The 19518-nt window shown below is 44.6% G+C and carries 17 protein-coding genes; 12 read left to right on the top strand and 5 right to left on the bottom strand.

What is annotated here, in order from left to right:
* The first annotated feature begins 304 nt into the window (after positions 1-304).
* The 12 genes from DWW10_RS16280 (at position 305) to gpmA (ending at position 14384) form a co-directional block, all read left to right on the top strand.
* Entirely contained in the window at positions 305-895 is a 591-nt protein-coding gene (locus DWW10_RS16280) for a hypothetical protein (RefSeq protein ID WP_022391713.1), read from the top strand.
* A gap of 11 nt (positions 896-906) precedes the next feature.
* On the top strand, positions 907-1749 hold the full coding sequence (locus tag DWW10_RS16275) for a DUF2764 domain-containing protein (RefSeq protein ID WP_022391714.1): 843 nt from the start codon (positions 907-909) through the stop codon (positions 1747-1749).
* An 18-nt stretch (positions 1750-1767) separates the two neighbouring features.
* Entirely contained in the window at positions 1768-3522 is a 1755-nt protein-coding gene (locus DWW10_RS16270; protein WP_118421859.1) for a V-type ATP synthase subunit A, read from the top strand.
* An 11-nt stretch (positions 3523-3533) separates the two neighbouring features.
* A complete protein-coding gene (locus DWW10_RS16265; RefSeq protein ID WP_022391716.1) occupies positions 3534-4856 on the top strand; it encodes a V-type ATP synthase subunit B in 1323 nt (440 codons plus the stop codon).
* Positions 4857-4886: 30 nt separating this feature from the next.
* Positions 4887-5243 (top strand): four helix bundle protein, encoded by a 357-nt coding sequence (locus DWW10_RS16260; RefSeq protein WP_118421858.1) that lies wholly within the window; start codon positions 4887-4889, stop codon positions 5241-5243.
* Positions 5244-5313: 70 nt separating this feature from the next.
* On the top strand, positions 5314-5919 hold the full coding sequence (locus tag DWW10_RS16255; protein WP_007213463.1) for a V-type ATP synthase subunit D: 606 nt from the start codon (positions 5314-5316) through the stop codon (positions 5917-5919).
* Positions 5916-7721, top strand: a complete 1806-nt coding sequence (locus tag DWW10_RS16250) for a V-type ATP synthase subunit I (RefSeq protein ID WP_022391974.1) — start codon at positions 5916-5918, stop codon at positions 7719-7721. Before DWW10_RS16255 ends, DWW10_RS16250 begins: the two co-directional genes overlap by 4 nt.
* A gap of 42 nt (positions 7722-7763) precedes the next feature.
* Entirely contained in the window at positions 7764-8228 is a 465-nt protein-coding gene (locus DWW10_RS16245) for a V-type ATP synthase subunit K (protein WP_007213461.1), read from the top strand.
* A 316-nt stretch (positions 8229-8544) separates the two neighbouring features.
* A complete protein-coding gene (locus DWW10_RS16240) occupies positions 8545-10206 on the top strand; it encodes a glycogen/starch synthase (protein WP_118223186.1) in 1662 nt (553 codons plus the stop codon).
* A gap of 37 nt (positions 10207-10243) precedes the next feature.
* Positions 10244-12808: a glycosyltransferase family 1 protein gene (locus DWW10_RS16235; RefSeq protein WP_118487132.1), complete on the top strand. Its 2565-nt coding sequence runs from the start codon at positions 10244-10246 to the stop codon at positions 12806-12808.
* 96 nt (positions 12809-12904) lie between these two features.
* Positions 12905-13567, top strand: a complete 663-nt coding sequence (locus tag DWW10_RS16230) for a hypothetical protein (protein WP_118421856.1) — start codon at positions 12905-12907, stop codon at positions 13565-13567.
* 73 nt (positions 13568-13640) lie between these two features.
* Positions 13641-14384, top strand: a complete 744-nt coding sequence (gpmA, locus tag DWW10_RS16225) for a 2,3-diphosphoglycerate-dependent phosphoglycerate mutase (protein ID WP_118223189.1) — start codon at positions 13641-13643, stop codon at positions 14382-14384.
* A gap of 53 nt (positions 14385-14437) precedes the next feature.
* Here the strand turns inward: gpmA and DWW10_RS16220 are convergent, their stop codons facing one another.
* The 5 genes from DWW10_RS16220 to DWW10_RS16200 form a co-directional block, all read right to left on the bottom strand.
* On the bottom strand, positions 14438-15160 hold the full coding sequence (locus tag DWW10_RS16220) for a DUF6064 family protein (RefSeq protein ID WP_007662247.1): 723 nt from the start codon (positions 15158-15160) through the stop codon (positions 14438-14440).
* A 31-nt stretch (positions 15161-15191) separates the two neighbouring features.
* Positions 15192-15686 (bottom strand): threonine/serine exporter family protein, encoded by a 495-nt coding sequence (locus tag DWW10_RS16215; RefSeq protein ID WP_022391340.1) that lies wholly within the window; start codon positions 15684-15686, stop codon positions 15192-15194.
* The gene (locus DWW10_RS16210; protein ID WP_007662252.1) at positions 15683-16450 is read right to left on the bottom strand and encodes a threonine/serine exporter family protein; all 768 of its coding nucleotides are present in this window, start codon (positions 16448-16450) and stop codon (positions 15683-15685) included. The genes DWW10_RS16215 and DWW10_RS16210 overlap by 4 nt, the downstream gene beginning before the upstream one ends.
* A 162-nt stretch (positions 16451-16612) precedes the next feature.
* On the bottom strand, positions 16613-17122 hold the full coding sequence (gene nrdG, locus DWW10_RS16205; protein ID WP_022391339.1) for an anaerobic ribonucleoside-triphosphate reductase activating protein: 510 nt from the start codon (positions 17120-17122) through the stop codon (positions 16613-16615).
* Positions 17123-17228: 106 nt separating this feature from the next.
* Entirely contained in the window at positions 17229-19436 is a 2208-nt protein-coding gene (locus DWW10_RS16200; RefSeq protein WP_118421855.1) for an anaerobic ribonucleoside triphosphate reductase, read from the bottom strand.
* Positions 19437-19518 lie beyond the last annotated feature (82 nt).

Here is a 19518-nt window from a genome sequence, read left to right as displayed (position 1 = left end):
GAGGAAAGCCTCCATATCTAACGATATGGGGGCTTTTTGTATTTATAATGGTTGCTTTCAGTAGCTTTTTTTCCTCTTTGAACCCTCTATTTTCCTTTTTCAGCAAGCAATTTCTTTTTAGTTTGCAACTTCATCCTTATCTTTACGGAATAAAAATGGTATAAAAGGACTTTTTTTGAAAAATAGGGTGTTTTTATTCCGTTCTTTCTCTTTTTTATCTGAGGGATTTTAGTACTTTTGGACTCGAATCTAATAAAAAGGGAAAAAATCGCAATTATATAATTATTAAAATTACTCCTGTTATATGGAAAACAAAATTCAAGAGTTGACTGATAAGATTTACCGCGAGGGGGTTGAAAAAGGTAACACCGAGGCCCAGAAACTTATCGCTAACGCTCAAGATGAAGCCAAGAAAATTGTAGAAGATGCTCGTAAAGAAGCTGAAGCAATTGTGGCTGCCTCTCGTAAGTCTGCCGATGAACTGGCAGAAAATACCAAGTCGGAATTAAAATTGTTCGCCGGCCAGGCTGTGAATGCTCTGAAGTCTGAAATCGCCACACTTGTGACGGATAAAATTGTCAATGCGGATGTGAAAGCATTTGCTGCCGATAAAGATTATCTGAATGCATTTATAGTTGCATTGGCTTCCAAGTGGAGTGTGAACGAGCCTATCGTGATTTCGACTGCTGATGCAGATGGTCTGAAAAAATACTTTGCTTCACAAGCAAAAGCGTTGCTGGATAAGGGAGTGAAGATAGAGCAAGTGAACGGAAACAAGACGTTGTTTACAGTTTCGCCTGCGGATGGTTCGTACAAGGTAAACTTCGGTGAAGAAGAATTTATGAATTACTTCAAAGAATTCCTGCGTCCGCAGTTAGTGGAAATGCTGTTCTAAAACCACAGGATATGAGTAAATACTATTACTACTTGGTAGCCGGTTTGCCCGAACTCACATTGGAGGACAGTAAGCTGAGCTATACGGTAGCTGATTTCAAAGCGGAACTGTATCCGGATTTGTCCGACAAAGATAGAAAGCTGATTGATTTGTTCTATCTGAAGTTTGACAATGCGAACGTTCTGAAATTACTAAAGGACAAGGACGCTGCCATTGATCCGCGCGGAAATTATTCTGCAGAAGAATTGGCAGAGTTTATCTCGTCTCTGAAAGAGGGTGATGAGATAGCTGATGCTGTGTTCCCTTCCTATCTCTCCACTTTTATTTCCGAATATTTCAATGTTACTGCTGAGGACGATTTTCTGCATGAAGACCGTCTGGCTGCGCTTTATTATGAATATGCAATGAAGTGCAAAAATAAGTTCGTGTCTTCCTGGTTTGCGTTCAATCTGACGATGAACAATATACTGGTGGCACTGACTGCCCGGAAATTCAAGATGGATATCGCTCCGCTGATAGTGGGTGATACGGAAGTGTGCGAGGCTTTGCGTACATCCGGTGCCCGTGATTTCGGGCTGACGGGAGAAGTGGATTTCCTGGATCAGTTAGTAAAGATCAGCGAAACCGAAGAACTGGTGGAACGGGAGAAGAAAATAGATCAGTTGCGTTGGAATTGGATGGAAGAAGCTACTTTCTTCAATTATTTCACCGTGGAACGACTGTTCGTTTTCCTGTTGCAACTGGAAATGATAGAACGGTGGATTTCTTTGGATAAAGAAAAGGGTAACCAATTGTTCCGCAGCATCATAGCAACGTTGAAGGACGAGGTGCAGATACCCGCAGAATTCAGATAAAATAAATAACATAATTATATGGCAACAAAAGGAACTGTTAGTGGCGTTATCGCCAACATGGTAACCCTCGTCGTTGACGGCCCGGTGGCACAGAACGAGATTTGCTACATCTCGACCGGAGGTGACCGGCTGATGGCGGAGGTGATTAAGGTGGTAGGTACCCATGTGTACGTGCAGGTGTTTGAAAGCACCCGCGGACTGAAAGTAGGGGCTGAAGCCGAATTTACCGGACACATGCTTGAGGTGACATTAGGCCCGGGTATGCTTTCGAAAAACTACGACGGTCTGCAAAACGACCTCGACAAGATGGATGGAGTCTTCCTGAAACGCGGGCAATATACGTATGCGCTGGACAAGGGAAGCAGATGGCACTTTATGCCTTTGGTGAAAGTGGGTGATAAAGTGGAAGCTGCTGCCTGGCTGGGACAGGTGGACGAAAACTTTCAACCGCTGAAAATCATGGTACCCTTCACCCAGAAAGGTGTATGTACTGTGAAGTCCATCGTGGATGAAGGTGAGTACAGCATCGAAGATATCGTAGCCGTGCTGACTGACGAAGAAGGAAATGACATTCATGTGAACATGATACAGAAATGGCCGGTGAAACGTGCCATGACGAATTATAAGGAAAAACCGCGTCCCTTTAAACTGCTGGAAACGGGTGTACGTGTAATTGATACCGTGAATCCTATTGTAGAAGGTGGTACGGGATTTATCCCCGGTCCTTTCGGTACAGGAAAGACGGTGCTTCAGCATGCCATCTCCAAACAGGCGGAAGCGGATATCGTAATCATCGCTGCCTGTGGTGAGCGTGCCAATGAGGTTGTGGAAATCTTTACGGAGTTTCCGGAACTGGTTGACCCGCATACAGGGCGTAAGTTGATGGAGCGTACCATCATTATCGCTAATACCTCGAACATGCCGGTAGCTGCCCGTGAAGCATCTGTATATACGGCTATGACGATTGCGGAATATTACCGTAGCATGGGTCTGAAGGTGTTGTTGATGGCTGACTCCACTTCCCGTTGGGCACAGGCATTGCGTGAAATGTCCAACCGTATGGAAGAGTTGCCTGGACCTGATGCATTCCCGATGGACTTGTCTTCTATCATCTCTAACTTCTACGGACGTGCCGGATATGTGGTGCTGGGTAACGGTGAAACGGGATCTATTACCTTTATCGGTACGGTATCTCCTGCCGGTGGTAACCTGAAAGAGCCTGTAACGGAAAATACGAAGAAAGTAGCCCGTTGTTTCTATGCTCTTGAACAGGATCGTGCCGACAAGAAACGTTATCCTGCCGTGAATCCGATTGATTCTTACTCTAAATACATCGAATATCCTGAATTTGAGGAATATATCAAAAATCATATCAATGGTGAATGGATTGGTAAGGTAAACGAAATCAAAAACCGCCTGCAACGCGGTAAGGAGATTGCCGAACAGATCAATATCTTGGGTGATGACGGTGTTCCTGTAGAATATCATGTAACGTTTTGGAAATCAGAGTTGATTGACTTTGTAATCCTGCAACAGGATGCTTTCGACGAAATTGATGCTGTGACACCGATGGAACGTCAGGAGGATATCCTGAATATGATCATTGACATCTGTCATACGGAATTTGAATTCGATAACTTTAATGAGGTAATGGATTACTTCAAGAAGATGATTAATGTCTGCAAGCAGATGAACTATTCGAAGTTCAAGTCTGAAGAATATGAAGGATTCCGTAAACAGTTGCAGGAACTGATTGAAGAACGTAAAGCATAAAAAAGAATAAGATGGCAACAAAAGCATTTCAAAAAATATATACCAAGGTCACTCAGATTACGAAAGCTACCTGTTCGCTGAAAGCAACAGGGGTAGGGTATGACGAGTTGGCTACCGTAAACGGTAAGCTCGCCCAGGTGGTGAAGATTGCCGGTGACGATGTGACTCTGCAGGTATTCGAAGGTACGGAAGGTATTCCGACCAATGCGGAGATAGTATTCCTGGGCAAGTCGCCTACGCTGAAAGTGAGCGAACAGCTTGCAGGGCGTTTCTTCAACGCTTTCGGTGATCCGATTGACGGAGGTCCGTCCATCGAAGGTCAGGAAGTGGAGATCGGTGGCCCGTCTGTGAACCCGGTACGCCGTAAACAACCGTCGGAACTGATTGCAACAGGTATTGCAGGTATCGACTTGAACAATACGCTGGTATCCGGACAGAAAATTCCATTTTTTGCGGACCCTGACCAGCCGTTTAACCAGGTAATGGCGAATGTAGCACTTCGTGCCGAGACAGACAAGATTATTCTGGGTGGTATGGGTATGACGAACGATGACTACCTGTACTTTAAGAATGTGTTCTCCAATGCCGGTGCGCTCGACCGTATCGTCAGCTTCATGAATACAACGGAGAATCCTCCGGTAGAACGTTTGCTGATTCCGGACATGGCATTGACGGCAGCCGAATATTTCGCTGTGAACAATGATGAAAAGGTGCTGGTACTGTTGACCGATATGACTTCTTATGCCGATGCATTGGCTATCGTATCCAACCGTATGGACCAGATTCCTTCCAAGGACTCTATGCCGGGTTCTCTTTATTCGGATTTGGCTAAGATCTATGAGAAGGCTGTACAGTTCCCGAGTGGCGGTTCCATTACCATTATTGCGGTAACTACATTGTCCGGTGGCGACATTACGCATGCTGTGCCTGATAATACGGGTTATATTACGGAAGGTCAGTTATTCCTGCGTCGTGATACGGATATCGGTAAGGTTATCGTTGACCCATTCCGTTCACTATCCCGTCTGAAACAGCTTGTTACAGGTAAGAAGACCCGTAAGGACCATCCGCAGGTGATGAATGCTGCTGTACGTCTGTACGCCGATGCTGCCAATGCCAAGACGAAGTTGGAGAACGGTTTCGACCTGACGAACTATGACGAACGTACCCTTGCATTTGCCAAGGATTACTCCAACCAACTGCTGGCTATCGATGTGAACCTCGATACGACAGAAATGCTCGACGTGGCCTGGAGCCTGTTCGGCAAGTATTTCCGTCCGGAAGAAGTGAATATCAAGAAAGAACTTGTGGACCAATATTGGCCCACAAATTAAAAATTAATAATTAAAAATTAAAGCTACGCGGTGAGGACGGATAATGTGATTGATCAGAGGGCTGTTGCTTTTGGGGTTAGGATTGTGAAAGCCTGCAGGTTTTTACAAGAAAAAAAAAAGGAATTTGTGTTATCAAAACAAGTCCTTCGATCAGGAACAGCAATAGGAGCTATGGTTAAAGAGAGTGAATTTGCTGAGAGTAAAGCTGATTTTGTTCATAAATTAAGCATTGCACTGAAAGAGGCAAATGAAACGAAATATTGGTTGCTTTTATTGCACGAAAGTGAATATTTAGATGATAGTTCTTATGAATCGGTTAATGAAGATTGTTTGAATTTGATTCGTTTACTTGTTTCTATTATTAAACGAATGAAATGCGCAGCTTGATTTTTTTATTAATATATAATGTGATAAGTATGAGCCTTTAATTTTTAATTTTAAATTTTTAATTAATAAAGTGGCTATAAAGTTTCAATATAATAAAACTTCCCTCCAGCAGTTGGAAAAGCAACTGAAAGTGCGGGTCCGTACACTCCCTATTATAAAGAATAAGGAGAGCGCACTACGCATGGAAGTGAAGCGCTGCAAATCAGAAGCTGCCGCGCTGGATGAGAAGTTGGAACGGGAAATCCAGGCCTACGAAGCGATGTTTGCCCTTTGGAATGAGTTTGACTCCTCATTGATAAAGGTGAGCGATGTACATCTCGGCGTGAAAAAGATTGCCGGTGTACGGGTGCCGTTGCTCGAAAACGTTGATTTCGAAATACGTCCCTACAGCCTGTTCAATGCCCCCAAATGGTATGCCGACGGCATACATTTGCTCAAGGTGTTGGCACAGACGGCTATCGAGCGGGAGTTTATCGTCGCCAAACTGGGCTTGCTGGAACATGCACGTAAGAAGACTACCCAAAAGGTAAACCTCTTTGAGAAAGTGCAGATTCCAGGCTATCAGGATGCTCTGCGAAAGATCAAGCGCTTCATGGAAGACGAGGAGAACCTCTCCAAGTCATCGCAGAAAATCATGAAATCCCATCAAGAGAGTAGGAAGGAGGCAGAAGCATGATTACAAAAATGAAGAAGCTCACATTCCTTGTATATCATAAGGAGTACGAAGCATTTCTGAACGGAGTGCGCGAACTTGGAGTAGTGCACGTGGCCGAAAAACAACAAGGCGTAGCCGATAATGCAGAATTGCAGGATAGCATCCGGCTTTCCTCACGTCTGCAGGCGACACTGAAAATGCTGCATGGCTTGAGCGAAGCGAAGGAGACTACACCCGCTTCTGCTGCCCGCGGACTGGAAGTTCTGGACGAAGTAGATGTGCTGCAAAGTGAAAAGGCGAAGCTGCAACAACAGTTGCAGAACTATCAGAAGGAGAGAGCCGCCCTGGAACCCTGGGGTGATTTTGAGCCCGAAAGCCTTAGTAAACTGCACGATGCCGGTTTCACGGTAAACTTCTATTGTTGTTCGGAGGGTAGCTATGACGAGACTTGGGAAGAGATTTATAATGCGATGATTATCAATCGTGTATCCTCGCGTATCTATTTCATTACTGTAACTAAAAATGCAGTGGAAGTGGACCTGGATGCAGAACAGATAAAGTTGCCTTCTTACTCGTTGACCCGTATGCAGATACTTTGCCAGGAGACTGAACAGGCTTTGGCAGACAATGACCAGAAGTTGGCGGTACTTGCCGGAAAAGAACAACCTTCATTGCAGGCTGCACTGAAAGAGGTGAACACTGAAATAGAGTTCTCCAAAGTTATGCTGAATACAGAGGCTACGGCAGGAGAGAAATTGATGTTACTGCAAGGTTGGGCACCGGCTTCCAAAGAAAAGGAAATCGCTGCATGGCTGGATGAACAGCATATTTATTATGAAATTACGAATCCGACACCGGAAGATAATGTACCTATTCAGTTGAACAACAAAGGTTTCTTTGCATGGTTTGAACCGATATGCAGGCTCTATATGCTTCCGAAATACAGTGAGTTGGACCTGACGCCGTTCTTTGCACCGTTCTTTATGGTGTTCTTCGGACTGTGTCTGGGTGACTCCGGTTACGGGTTGTTCCTGTTCCTTGCTGCTACGTTGTACCGTATGTTTGCCAAGAACATCAGTGCTACGATGAAGCCGATTCTTTCATTGGTACAGATACTGGCTGCCTCTACATTCTTCTGTGGAATGCTGACCGGTACGTTCTTCGGGGTAAGTCTCTATGACATCAATATACCTTTCCTACAGTATATGAAGGAGCATTTGTTCATGGACAACAATGCCATGTTCCAGCTCTCATTGATATTGGGTGTGATACAGATTCTCTTCGGTATGATACTGAAAGCTGTGAATCAGGCGATACAGTTCGGCTTCAAGTATGCCGTAGCTACGATCGGTTGGATCATACTGCTGGTATCCTGCGGAGTAGGAGCCTTATTGCCCGAAATCATGCCGCTGGGCGGAACGGTACATCTGTGTATCCTCGGTGTGGCTGCTGCCATGATATTCCTCTTCAATAGTCCCGGTAAGAACGTGTTCCTGAACATCGGGCTGGGATTGTGGGATTCTTACAACATGGCTACAGGCTTACTTGGCGACGTGCTTTCGTACGTTCGTTTGTTTGCCCTCGGTCTGTCGGGAGGTATCCTTGCAGGAGTATTCAACAGTCTGGCTGTGGGTATGAGCCCCGACAATGTGATTGCCGGACCGATTGTGATGGTACTGATATTCGTTATCGGACATGCGATCAATATGTTTATGAATGTACTGGGTGCGATGGTTCACCCTATGCGTCTGACCTTTGTGGAGTTTTTCAAGAATTCCGGTTACGAAGGTGGCGGAAAAGAATATAAGCCATTCAAAAAATAACAATTATAGAATTAAAAATTAAAACAATAAAAACGTAAGATTATGGAAATGAATTTATTGATTGCCTACATCGGCATCGCAGTAATGATTGGTTTGTCTGGCATCGGTAGTGCCTATGGAGTGACGATTGCCGGTAACGCAGCTATCGGCGCTTTAAAGAAGAACGACGGTGCATTCGGTAACTTCCTCGTATTGACCGCACTTCCCGGTACACAGGGTTTGTATGGTTTTGCCGGTTACTTTATGTTCCAGACTATTTTCGGTATCCTTACTCCTGAGATGACTGCTATCCAGGCTGCTGCTATCCTCGGTGCAGGTATCGCGTTGGGATTGGTTGCTTTGTTCTCAGCTATCCGCCAGGGACAGGTTTGTGCGAATGGTATTGCAGCTATCGGACAAGGTCACGATGTATTCAGCAACACGCTGATCCTCGCTGTATTCCCGGAACTTTACGCTATTGTTGCTTTGGCTGCAACATTCTTGATCGGTAGCGCATTGGTTGCATAAGAATCTATTTCTGAATAATTTGCTGACCCGGGGTTGCCTTTTTGATGTCAACTCCGGGTTAATTGTTTCCAGATGCCACACTTGAATAAGGTAAATGCCACACCTCGGCAAGTGAAATGCCACACTTGGTATGTCGCGAAGTGTGGCATTTGCCTTGTTAAAGTGTGGCATTTGAAACGATAGTCAGTCCATCTAACTATTTTTCGCAAACGATTGTTTATACATATTTCATTAGTTTTTTCGATTAATAGGCTATTTTTCAAAGAATAATGTGTAATTTTGCAGCCGGTATTAAGTAATAGAGATTAAAAGTAATATGACTAAAGAGCTGTTAACCCCCGACTACATCTTCGAGTCAAGCTGGGAAGTATGTAACAAGGTTGGAGGTATCTATACGGTTTTGTCCACGCGAGCAAATACCTTGCAGGCAAGATTTCATGATAGATTGTTTTTCATAGGGCCTGATTTTTGGCAGGGGAAAGAGAACCCTTTGTTTATCGAGTCCGATAACCTTTGTGCAGCATGGAAAAAGCATGCATTTACAAAAGATAACCTTTCCGTCCGCATAGGGCGCTGGAACATTCCGGGCAATCCGATCGTTATATTGGTTGATTTCCAACCGTTTTTCGCACAGAAGAATGAAATTTATACAGAGATGTGGAACCACTATCAGGTGGATTCGCTACATGCATACGGTGATTATGATGAAGCATCTATGTTTTCGTATGCTGCCGGAAAGGTGGTAGAGAGTTTCTATCGCTATAACCTGACGGAAACGGATAAGGTGGTTTATCAGGCTCATGAGTGGATGACCGGTATGGGGGCCCTCTACCTGCAGATTGCCGTTCCTGAAATAGCAACGATCTTTACCACGCATGCCACGTCTATCGGACGCTCCATTGCGGGTAACAATAAACCTCTGTACGATTATCTCTTTGCCTATAACGGCGATCAGATGGCGGGAGAGCTCAACATGCAGTCCAAACACTCCATTGAAAAACAAACTGCACATTATGTAGACTGTTTTACGACTGTGAGCGAAATCACGAATAACGAGTGTAAGGAATTGCTCGATAAGCCTGCCGATGTAGTGCTTATGAACGGTTTCGAGGATGATTTTGTGCCGAAGGGCGCTACATTTACCGGAAAGCGTAAACGTGCGAGATCTACTATGTTGCGCGTTGCCAATTGCTTGATGGGTACGGATATGGGAGATGATACATTGATTATCGGTACCAGTGGCCGTTATGAATTCAAGAACAAGGGCATTGATGTCTTCCTTGAATCGCTGAACCGGCTGAACCGTGATAAGAACCTGAAGAAGAATGTATTGGCTTTCATCAACGTGCCGGGTTGGGTAGGCGATGCCCGTGAAGACTTGCAACAACGTCTTAAGAGCAAGGAGAAATTCACTACTCCGTTGGAAGTACCTTTGATTACCCACTGGCTGCATAATATGACGCACGATCAGGTGCTGGATATGTTGAAGTACATGGGCATGAGTAATCATCCTGAGGATAAGGTGAAGATTATTTTTGTTCCCTGCTATCTCGATGGAAAAGATGGCATTATAAACAAGCAATATTATGATTTGATACTGGGAGAAGACCTCAGTGTCTACCCTTCATATTATGAACCTTGGGGATATACCCCGTTGGAAAGTGTTGCTTTCCATGTTCCGACCATCACGACCGACCTGGCTGGATTCGGACTTTGGGTAAACAGCCTGAAGAATCAGCATGGCATCGATGATGGAGTAGAGGTACTTCACCGTTCGGATTATAACTATTCCGAAGTGGCTGATGGCATCAAGGACACCATTTCCGCATTCTCTGGAAAGACGGATGCAGAAGTGAAAAACATTCGCAAGCGTGCTTCCCAAGTGGCTGAGCAGGCTCTGTGGAAGCATTTTATCGAATATTATTATGAGGCCTACGATTTCGCCCTTCGCCATGCGATGGAGCGTCAGCTGGGTTAAATAGAAATAGAATATTAATCAATCAAGTTATCATACAATGAAGATTAAAGTTAGTAATGTAAACACTCCGAACTGGAAAGATGTGAATGTGAAATCTCATATTCCTGCTGAGTTGGAGAAATTGTCTGAATTGGCACACAACATTTGGTGGTCTTGGAACTACGAAGCTACTGAACTGTTTAGAGATCTTGACCCCGCTCTGTGGAAAGAAGTTGGTCATAACCCTGTACTCTTGTTAGAAAGAATGAGTTATGCTAAGCTCGAAGCACTCGCAAACGACAAAGTTATTCTGAAAAGAATGAATGATGTGTATTCTAAGTTTAGAGCATATATGGATGTAGAACCTGATAAAAAACGCCCTTCAATTGCTTATTTCAGCATGGAGTATGGTTTGAACCAGGTACTTAAGATATATTCAGGTGGTTTGGGCGTTCTTGCCGGCGACTACCTGAAAGAGGCTTCTGACAGCAATGTAGACCTTTGCGCAGTCGGTTTCCTGTATCGTTATGGTTACTTTACACAGACTCTCTCTATGGATGGTCAGCAGATTGCCAACTACGAAGCTCAGAACTTCGGCCAGTTGCCTATCGAACGTGTGATGGACGAGAATGGTAATCAGGTGATTGTGGATGTTCCTTATCTGGATTACTTTGTTCATGCGTTTGTATGGCGCGTGAATGTGGGACGTATCTCTCTCTATCTGTTGGATACGGACAATGAAATGAATAGTGAATTCGACCGTCCTATCACTCACCAGCTTTATGGTGGTGACTGGGAAAACCGTCTGAAACAAGAAATTCTGCTCGGTATCGGTGGTATCTTGACCCTGAAGAAACTGGGTATCAAGAAAGAAGTTTATCACTGTAACGAAGGACATGCAGCATTGATCAATGTTCAGCGTATCTGTGACTATGTAGCAGAAGGTTTGTCTTACGATCAGGCTATCGAACTGGTGCGTGCATCTTCTCTGTATACTGTACATACTCCGGTTCCTGCCGGTCACGACTATTTCGACGAAGGTCTTTTCGGCAAATATATGGGCGGTTATCCTGCCAAGATGGGTATCAGCTGGGATGACCTGATGGATCTCGGACGTAATAATCCGGGTGATAAAGGCGAACGTTTCTGTATGTCTATCTTCGCCTGCAACACTTCACAGGAAGTGAACGGTGTAAGCTGGTTGCACGGAAAAGTTTCTCAGGAAATGTTCTCTACTATCTGGAAGGGCTATTTCCCCGAAGAAATGCATGTGGGTTATGTTACCAACGGTGTACACTTCCCAACTTGGAGCGCTACTGAATGGAAACATCTCTATGCTGCTAACTTCGACGAGAACTTCTTGTACGATCAGTCTAACCCGAAGATTTGGGAAGCTATCTATAATGTGCCCGATGAAAAAATCTGGGAAACACGTATGGCTTTGAAGAACAAGTTGATCGACTATGTTCGCAAGCAATATCGCGAAACCTGGTTGAAGAATCAGGGTGATCCTTCACGTATCGTTTCGTTGATGGATAAGATCAATCCGAATGCATTACTGATTGGTTTCGGTCGTCGTTTTGCTACTTACAAACGTGCTCACCTGCTGTTCACTGACCTTGACCGTCTGGCTAAGATTGTGAACAACCCTGACTATCCGGTACAGTTCCTGTTCACCGGTAAGGCTCACCCGCATGACGGAGCGGGTCAAGGTCTGATCAAGAGAATTATCGAAATCTCCCGTCGTCCGGAATTCCTGGGTAAGATTATCTTCCTGGAAAACTATGATATGCAGCTGGCTCGCCGTCTGGTATCCGGTGTGGATATCTGGTTGAATACTCCGACTCGTCCGCTCGAAGCATCCGGTACTTCCGGTGAGAAAGCGTTGATGAACGGTGTTGTAAACTTCTCCGTACTCGACGGTTGGTGGTTGGAAGGCTACCGCGAAGGTGCAGGTTGGGCGCTGACAGAAAAGCGTACTTACCAGAACCAGGATCATCAGGATCAGCTCGATGCAGCTACTATCTACAGCATCCTTGAAACTGAGATTTTGCCGTTGTACTATGCACGCAACAAGAAGGGATACTCTGAAGGTTGGGTGAAGACTATCAAGAATTCTATCGCACAGATTGCACCTCACTATACAATGAAACGTCAGTTGGACGACTATTATAGCAAGTTCTATACTAAGTTGGCTAAACGTTTCAGCGCACTGTCTGCCAATGACAATGCCAAAGCTAAGGAAATTGCTGCTTGGAAAGAAGAAGTGGTTTCTAAGTGGGACAGCATCGAGGTCGTATCTTATGACAAGTGTGAAGAATTGCTGCAGGCTACCATCGAAAGCGGTAAGGAATACACCATTACTTACGTTATTGATGAGAAGGGCTTGAACGATGCAATCGGTCTGGAACTGGTAATTACTTACACTGCCGGTGACGGTAAACAACACGTTTACTCTGTTGAGCCGTTTAGCGTAGTGAAGAAAGAGGGTAACCTCTATACCTTCCAGGTGAAACATAAATTAGAGAACGCAGGTAGCTTCAAGGTATCCTACCGCATGTTCCCGAAAAACTCTGACCTGCCTCACCGTCAGGATTTCTGTTACGTTCGCTGGTTCGTGTAAGAGTTTAATATATCAACATAGTGAAGCTGCTTGCGGGAGGTTGTCAAACCTCTCGGAGCAGCTTTTGTTTTTTATTCACCTTATAAATAATGTGCTATGAGACAGTTACTTCTTTTTCTGAGCGTTTTGTTTTGTGCGGTTTCGGAAGGATATGCACAGAGTGGGGAGAATTCCTCGTTTCTTTTTGGTGATTATCAGGAGGCTACCGTTTACCTGAAAAACGGCAGGCAGGTTCGCAACAAAATGAACTATAATCTGGTAAGTGAGAAATTCTACTTTATTGATGAACGGGATGGGCAGCAAGTCAAGATCTTGTCGAATGTTGATGAGGTGAATATTATAAAGTTCGGTGAACGGACGTTTTATCCTGAAAAAGGTGCCGGAGTCGAGATATTATCTTCCGAACCTCCATTCTATGTACAGTACAAAGGAACTGCACGCGATAAACCGAAAGCAGCAGGATATGGCGGTACTTCTTCCGTTTCCAATACTACGACCTACTCTATGGTAGGCAGTAACAGTGGTAGGATGACTGCCGTGTATGATCCCGGACGCCTGGAGTTGGGCAGACGCTACAATGTGTATTGGGTGGAGAAAAAGGGAAAGAAGAAAGAAATTCGCAATATGAAGCAATTCCTGAAACTGAACTCTGATTATCGGGAAGACTTGGAACGTTACATTAAGGAAAATGGTGTGAAGTTTGACGATGCACAGCAGATGTTGATTTTGTATATATATGCTGATTCGCTGACGAAGTAGGGCGTATTTCTCTGTTGAACAAGTTCCGGTAGATACGTGTTTTATTTATACGACTAATAAAATAGAAATTCGTATGAAGAAAATTGTATTGCTCCGCCACGGTGAGAGCGCATGGAATAAAGAGAATCGTTTCACAGGTTGGACCGATGTGGATTTAACAGAGAAAGGCATTGCCGAAGCTAAGAAGGCAGGAGAGTTATTGGTAGATAATGACTTTCAGTTTGATAAGGCCTATACCTCTTACCTGAAGCGTGCAGTAAAGACGCTGAATGTGGTATTGGATCGTATGGATCAGGACTGGATACCGGTAGAAAAATCCTGGCGTCTGAACGAGAAGCACTACGGGCAGCTACAGGGGTTGAACAAGGCGGAGACTGCTGAAAAATATGGTGAAGAACAGGTGTTAGTCTGGCGTCGCAGCTATGATGTGGCTCCACATGCATTGGCTGAAGATGATCCCCGTAACCCGCGTTTTGAGGTTCGATACAATGAAGTGCCCGATGCCGAATTGCCTCGTACAGAGTCGCTGAAAGATACAATAGAACGCATTATGCCTTATTGGAAATGTGTGATTTTCCCGAATCTGAAGACTGCAGATGAGCTACTTGTAGTAGCGCACGGCAACAGTTTGCGAGGAATTATCAAACACCTGAAAGGTATCTCCGATGAAGATATTGTAAAGCTGAATCTGCCGACTGCTGTGCCTTATGTATTCGAATTCGATGACGACCTGAATTTGACGAAGGATTATTTTCTGGGAGATCCGGAGGAGATAAAGAAGTTGATGGAAGCGGTGGCGAACCAAGGAAAGAAATGATTTAAGATAAAAAGAGGAATGATGAACGCTCCGTTTCATCATTCCTCTTTTTATTATCCTGCCAGCTCGTGAAATATCGTAATACTCAGAAATATTCCGATTGCTAAGCAAAGTGCTATTAATATCCAGTTTGTATATTTGGCACTTGGTTTTGTTTCCTTATGCAGATTCTGGTCGAAGTAGTTCTTGAAGAAGAGATAGATGGCAGGTACGGTTGCACTGGCCAACAATAAATCTTCCGGAATTTTGTAGACGTAAACTTTGGAGAAAGCAATGAGCGCCCAGTGACAAAGGAAAAGGATCACCAATAGATTGACCTTACGGGAAAACGCCAACAACAATCCGATAGTGAATACGGCTACGGAACAAGGCATCACACAGGTAGTCATCATCGGGAATTCCATGCCCCGTGCCCATGAGAGGAGAGGGTAAAGGAACGGCATGGCATACAATATGTAAGTCAGCTTGTCATATTTGTGGTAACGCTCAAACGGCGTATAGTTCGTAATGAGATCCCATAGCCAGATAAGTGCGATTATGCCCCAGAATATGGCAAGTATATAATTGTAATTCCGGTCACCACAATAAATCATGTAGTAGACGATAGAAATCCAGCTATTTAAAAATACCATATATCCCTTCATCAGCCGCTTGACCAGTAGTGTCGGTTTCTGATAGAGAAGTATGGTCAGCAAGATGCCTACAACGGTTATAACGATCTGGGCTATCCAGGTTCCTTCATTATATTGTGCGATTGTTTTCCAAAAAACTTCCATACGCAATCTTTTAATTTTTAATTTTCAACTTTTATTTTTTCTCGTGTCTTGTCATGGAGAAGGCCCGTTTGATGAACAGGAACAACGGTATAGTAGCGCCCACTGCCAACATGAAGATAACACTACAGGTAATGATTGAATTTGTAAATAAGTCAATCAGATACTTTTCCTGTAATTCGGGCACTTTCAGGTTCTGCATGAACATGATGAGCGAGAATACTATTTTGTAGGCATACATACCCGGAATCATGGGCAGCAATGCAGGAATATAAAGTACAGTCATGGGGCAATAGATACGTTTTCCCAGAACCAAACTTCCCATACCGATACTGAAAGAAGCACATAGGGATGCAGTAGCAATATCCACTCCCAGATACGTCATCAGGCAGAAGCGCAGGGCATGACCGATGGCGGCAAGCAAAGCAATGGAAGGGAAAGCACGCAAAGGAGGATCTGAAATCGCTCCGAAACCGATAGCGGCGACAGCGGCGAATATGCCGTCTGTAAGTATATCAACAAGTATCATAATAAACTATTTCTAATTAACATAAGAGTACAGGAAAGTCCTACGGAAATACATAGTACCAGCAATAAAGCCTGAATAAGGCGGGTGCATCCGGTGAGTACGTGCCCTTCTACAATATCGATAACACCGTTCAGCAAAGGTACTCCGGGTACCAGGTAAAGAACGCTTGTAGCGATGGCAATTTCGGCGGTGGTTTCCAGTGTCAAAGCTGAAGAAGCAACCATAGAAGCGATGAATGCAGAGACTATGAAAACAAGGTAATGGTTGATTTTCTTTTTCTGCATAATTTGTTTGACGTAGAAACCTATGAGAGTGGCAGAGAATACAATGAGGCGTGCAGTCCAGTCGCCACCGAACAGGGCGCAGAATGATGCATTGGCAAATCCCACCAGGAACAGTGTGCAAAGCGGGTCCATTTTGGGGCGTGCAATGATTTTCTCGTATTTTTCCCACAGGGTGTCGAGAGGCAGATGGTTGTCATAAGCTTCCCAACTGAGTGCACTCAGTTCGGCATTCAGCTCAAAACTGATGGGAAAAGCGGGGATGATGGCTACTTCATTATAAACTTCAGTGCTGTCGATGTCGCATACGCTTACTACCATGGTCTTTTGAAAAAGGCTCATTTTCACGTCTACATCCAGTGACTTTCCGATGCGGCGAGTGTTTCGTATCACGCGTGAAGTGTGTACACCGGAACCCATAAGACGATTGGCATACTCCAGTAAAAACCGGGTAATTTCTTTTAATTCGTTTGGCGAATTCATACTTAAAATGTTATCCTAATATTATCTGTTCTTGAAAAGCGCCGCAAAGGTACGGCTTTTTGAGAAAACAAAAAAGTGATGCAAGGTATAATTGCGGGAATTTTTGAGAAGGTGGACAGGGAAGGAGATGCATCAGAAGCACCTCCTTATGTTTGCTGATTATTAAGCGATACGAGGTACAGGGTTATAGTTGTAGGCCACTACCTCTTCTGTCCGCAGTGAAGCCTGTACGTCGATCAGGCGTTGGTTTTTACTTCCGCGGAAGCACAGGCTTTCATCCCACAGTTCTTGTTTGAATTTTCCATCTACCAGTACATCGATGTATTGCAATAGTTTGGCCTGTAGAGGGTTGCGCAGCAGAGTTTCAAATGTATATCCGGTATAACACCAGATATTTTTACCGCTTTTTTCCTTAATGGCGCATGCCAGTTCTGCAAATCCTTCCGGCTGGTACATCGGGTCTCCGCCACTGAATGTTACGTCTGCAAAGTCGTCGGCAAGTACTTTTTCCAATATTTCGTCTGTTGACATCCAATGCCCCCGATCGATATCCCAGGATTCGGGATTGTGGCAGCCCGGGCATCTATTCGGGCATCCGGCAGCATAAATGGAGGTCCGGAAACCCGGACCGTCCACTGTGGTATCTTCTATAATATCAAGAATAGAAAGCATGATTCAATTAAAAATTAAGAATTAAAAATTAAAGGTTGGTGAGAGGGAATGAAATTAAGGGGCTGCTTCGTTATTGCGCAGCCCTTTAATTTTAAATTTATAATTTTTAATTGTGAATGACACGGTCGTTCAGTTCCGCCAATTTAGCGTTGTTCCAGCGGTCGGTAGTACCTACCAGATAACCGGTGATACGCTGTAATTTATCGATGTGGGTACTTCCGCATTTAGGGCAAGCTTCCAGATTCGGAGTTGAATTTTCGTAGCCGCATTCCAGACAGCGGTTACGGTTGTGGTTTACTGAACCGTATCCAATGTTATACTGATCCATCATATCTACTACACGCATGATAACTTCGGGGTTATGTGTTGCATCACCGTCTATTTCTACATAGAAGATGTGTCCGCCACGTGTCAGATCGTGATACGGTGCTTCTACTTCAGCTTTATGGCGGGCACTGCACTTATAATATACGGGTACGTGATTGGAGTTTGTATAATAATCCCGGTCTGTAATACCTGGCAGTACCCCGAATTTCTTACGGTCGGCACCTGTGAACTTACCCGATAAACCTTCGGCAGGCGTGGCCAGCACACTGTAGTTATGGTGATACTGTTCGGAGAACTGGTTGGCACGATCACGGATATAGGTTACTATCTTCACTCCCAGTTTTTGTGATTCTTCCGATTCTCCATGATGTTTTCCTGTAAGGGCTACCAGGCATTCTGCCAGACCGATGAAACCGATACCCAGTGTTCCCTGATTGATAACAGAAGCAATCGTATCGTTAGGTTTCAGCTTTTCGCTACCCACCCATAAAGCAGACATTAACAGCGGAAATTGCTTGGCAAATGCTGTTTTCTGGAATTCCATGCGTTCGTGGAGTTGGCGGGCTGTAACTTCGAGCATTGCATCCAGTTTGGCGAAGAATTTGGCTATACGCAATTCTTCGTCTTCTATCTTCATGCATTCGATGCCCAGGCGTACGATGTTGATGGTGGAGAAAGAAATATTTCCGCGTCCGATGGATGTTTTCGGCCCGAAGCGGTTTTCGAATACACGTGTGCGGCATCCCATGGTTGCCACTTCGTGCTGATAACGCTGAGGATCGTCCGCTCTCCATTCTTCACTCTGGTTGAATGTAGCGTCCAGGTTCAGGAAGTTCGGGAAGAAACGGCGTGCGGTCACTTTGCAGGCAAGTTGGTAAAGATCATAGTTGCGGTCTTCCGGCAGATAGCTTACGCCACGTTTCTTTTTCCATATCTGGATAGGGAAGATGGCAGTTTCGCCATTGCCTACGCCCTGATAGGTGCTTTTCAGTAACTCGCGGATGATGCAACGTCCCTCGGCTGATGTATCCGTGCCGTAGTTGATAGAGCTGAATACGACTTGATTGCCGCCGCGTGAGTGAATGGTATTCATATTATGGATGAATGCTTCCATGGACTGGTGTACACGTGCTACAGTTTTGTTGATGGCATGTTGTACAATGCGTTTTTCGTCGGACAGACCATCCAACGGCTGTTGCAGGTAGTCTGTAAGTTCCTTCTGATAAAGATGTGAATAATCTTTTCCGTTCAGTTCTTCCAGATTCTTGATTTCTTCGATGTAGCTGTTGCGTACATAAGGTGCCAGATAAAAATCGAATGCAGGAATAGCCTGTCCACCATGCATTTCATTCTGGGCAGTTTCCAGTGAGATACATCCCAGGATACTTGCTGTTTCGATGCGTTTGGCAGGACGTGATTCGCCATGTCCGGCAGAAAAGCCACAGGACAAAATGCGGTCCAGCGGGTGTTGAACGCATGTCAGACTTTTGGTAGGGTAGTAGTCCTTATCATGAATATGCAGATAATTGTTGTGTACAGCTTCCAGTACCTCGTCACTCAACAAATAGTCGTCTACAAACGGTTTGGTGGTTTCACTGGCAAACTTCATCATCATGCCCGCCGGAGTATCGGCATTCATATTGGCATTTTCCCGTGTCACATCGTTGGACTTGATCTCTATAATCTCCAGAAACATATCACGTGTCTTGGCTTTGCGGGCAATGCTACGCTGGTTGCGGTAAGCAATATACTTTTGTGCCACATCTTTCCGGCTACTCTTCATCAGCTCCATTTCTACTGCATCCTGAATGGCTTCCACCGTCATTTGTGCACTTCCCTTGAAGGATATGTGATCTGTGATCTGGCGTATCAATTGCAGGTCTTCACCTTTGTCCGTGTGTAACATTGCTTTACGGATCGCAGTTACTATTTTCTCTTCATTAAAGCCGACTACTCGTCCGTCTCTTTTGATTACAGTCTGTATCATGGTCTCATTCTTATTATTTTGTTATCCATTTGAATTGGGAGCACAAAGATATAAACTAATCTGGAAGTTTTTATTTTTGGAA

Source organism: Bacteroides intestinalis (assembly GCF_003464595.1).
GTDB classification, from domain to species: Bacteria; Bacteroidota; Bacteroidia; order Bacteroidales; family Bacteroidaceae; genus Bacteroides; species Bacteroides intestinalis_A.
This window is presented reverse-complemented; position numbering and strand designations above follow the sequence as displayed.

Bases quoted from the DNA above. Each gene is read 5' to 3' on its own strand.
- DWW10_RS16270 (WP_118421859.1), top strand. From the start codon at position 1,768: ATGGCAACAAAAGGAACTGTTAGTGGCGTTATCGCCAACATGGTAACC.
- DWW10_RS16275 (WP_022391714.1), top strand. From the start codon at position 907: ATGAGTAAATACTATTACTACTTGGTAGCCGGTTTGCCCGAACTCACA.
- DWW10_RS16240 (WP_118223186.1), top strand. From the start codon at position 8,545: ATGACTAAAGAGCTGTTAACCCCCGACTACATCTTCGAGTCAAGCTGG.
- DWW10_RS16220 (WP_007662247.1), bottom strand. From the start codon at position 15,160: ATGGAAGTTTTTTGGAAAACAATCGCACAATATAATGAAGGAACCTGG.
- nrdG (WP_022391339.1), bottom strand. From the start codon at position 17,122: ATGCTTTCTATTCTTGATATTATAGAAGATACCACAGTGGACGGTCCG.
- DWW10_RS16230 (WP_118421856.1), top strand. From the start codon at position 12,905: ATGAGACAGTTACTTCTTTTTCTGAGCGTTTTGTTTTGTGCGGTTTCG.
- DWW10_RS16200 (WP_118421855.1), bottom strand. From the start codon at position 19,436: ATGATACAGACTGTAATCAAAAGAGACGGACGAGTAGTCGGCTTTAAT.
- DWW10_RS16210 (WP_007662252.1), bottom strand. From the start codon at position 16,450: ATGAATTCGCCAAACGAATTAAAAGAAATTACCCGGTTTTTACTGGAG.
- DWW10_RS16265 (WP_022391716.1), top strand. From the start codon at position 3,534: ATGGCAACAAAAGCATTTCAAAAAATATATACCAAGGTCACTCAGATT.
- DWW10_RS16215 (WP_022391340.1), bottom strand. From the start codon at position 15,686: ATGATACTTGTTGATATACTTACAGACGGCATATTCGCCGCTGTCGCC.
- DWW10_RS16250 (WP_022391974.1), top strand. From the start codon at position 5,916: ATGATTACAAAAATGAAGAAGCTCACATTCCTTGTATATCATAAGGAG.
- DWW10_RS16245 (WP_007213461.1), top strand. From the start codon at position 7,764: ATGGAAATGAATTTATTGATTGCCTACATCGGCATCGCAGTAATGATT.
- DWW10_RS16235 (WP_118487132.1), top strand. From the start codon at position 10,244: ATGAAGATTAAAGTTAGTAATGTAAACACTCCGAACTGGAAAGATGTG.
- DWW10_RS16280 (WP_022391713.1), top strand. From the start codon at position 305: ATGGAAAACAAAATTCAAGAGTTGACTGATAAGATTTACCGCGAGGGG.
- gpmA (WP_118223189.1), top strand. From the start codon at position 13,641: ATGAAGAAAATTGTATTGCTCCGCCACGGTGAGAGCGCATGGAATAAA.